The sequence below is a fragment of the Citrobacter sp. EC_71 genome, from assembly GCF_019584005.1.
Taxonomy (GTDB): domain Bacteria; phylum Pseudomonadota; class Gammaproteobacteria; order Enterobacterales; family Enterobacteriaceae; genus Citrobacter; species Citrobacter werkmanii.
Genome location: NZ_VDAY01000053.1, coordinates 1 through 1,415, shown reverse-complemented (window position 1 = coordinate 1,415; position 1,415 = coordinate 1). Strand labels below are relative to the sequence as shown.

Here is a 1,415-nt window from a genome sequence, read left to right as displayed (position 1 = left end):
TAACACCGTTCACTTAAGATGTTTTGAGTGAACGGGATACTGGGTTTTTGAGATTCGAACGGTCCTTTTTTTGGGCCGTTTTCTCTTTTCTGGCAGGATAAATTGTTTCACATTCTCCCGCATTTTCTTCAGCTTCGTCGGGATTGTCCCCGGTTTGCACAGTGAGCACCAGATGAGTTCATCCTGGATCAACCTCATCGCCATCACGAAGCTTATTCTCAGTGGTGACACCTCCGCTTCCCGTGCTATCTGACTCATCTCCATTCTGATCAGGTTATAGGCCGTCAACAGACCCCATATTTCCTGGTTAATTCCGCTCACTTTCTGGCTGCGCAACAACGTGGCTGTACTCAACTGGAACTGCTTCAGCTCCCCGTAACCATTTTCTATACTCCACCTTTCCTGATACACATAACGCAGCGAGTCTGCCGGATACTGCTCCGGCTCTGTCAGCGAGGTGATAAAACCTCTGTAATCACCGGATTCACCCTCACATTCTATTAGCCGGGCCTGCCAGTATTCAGGCAACGAGCAGTCCTGTTTCCGGGCCTGCGGTGAGACCCGCATTTCCACCAGATGGTCACCTTCACCAAACGTTTTCAGTATCCGGTATTTTGTATTGCCCTTCAGGGGAACCAGCCAGTGCGCGTCCTGCTGCCTTCGCTGCCAGTTAATCAGTAACCCTGCCGATAAGTAACAGCGATCAAACAGTGTCAGACTGTTCGCCTGTACCGATAACTGCTTCGCGTAATTCACTTCGCTGGTATTTGCCGGGCCGAATTTAACATCATGGATTAACCGGCTGCGCAGTGACATCAGAGCGCATAGCCTGACCATCGGGTATTCAGTGTGTCTGTCCGGGCGGTGCTTTATATACTCAAAATGCTCCGCAAGCTCTGGCGTATCCGGGGTACGAAAGAGCGTACCATCAACGGCAAACAGGCGCAGGCCGTGCCAGAGATCATCCTTGTCTTCCTGCCGGGTCCAGTGGCTGGCTGTCAGAGTGAAGAGTTCCCGAAGCGGTTCATCGCTGAGCCGCTGGCGGGCTTGGGCAATGGAGCTGGCAGCGAGGGTCTCCCCCTCCTGCGAACTGAGGACGAGGTCGAGTTTTGTCACAACATCTGTGATGGAGCGGTCACGGTACAGGCCCATCCCCACAATCAACCAGACCACGAGTTCTGCGGGGAGCTTACGTTTACGGATACTGGCTTTATTCGTGGAATCAAGCACCTGAGAAATCCACTCAAGGGGAATGGCACGCTGAAAACAGGAAAGTGAAGCGGGTTCAGCCCAGGTCTGCGTATCGTCAAGCCAGGTCGAAAGCATAAAAAAGCCCCATCAGAGAATTGATGAGGCTATTGTCGTCTACCCGCCGGATCGTTCAACCGATCATTTTGCTTAACCGATCGGTGTTA

General features: G+C 52.2%; 1 protein-coding gene. It reads right to left on the bottom strand.

Features of this window, described 5'->3' with window-relative positions; all coding sequences use genetic code 11:
• Positions 1–9: 9 nt before the first annotated feature.
• Positions 10–1,326: an IS4 family transposase gene (locus FHD02_RS23940; RefSeq protein WP_151350604.1), complete on the bottom strand. Its 1,317-nt coding sequence runs from the start codon at positions 1,324–1,326 to the stop codon at positions 10–12.
• Positions 1,327–1,415: the final 89 nt, after the last annotated feature.

What these genes read in the sequence shown, in the direction of transcription:
- FHD02_RS23940 (WP_151350604.1), bottom strand. Translation starts at nt 1,326, where the DNA reads ATGCTTTCGACCTGGCTTGACGATACGCAGACCTGGGCTGAACCCGCT.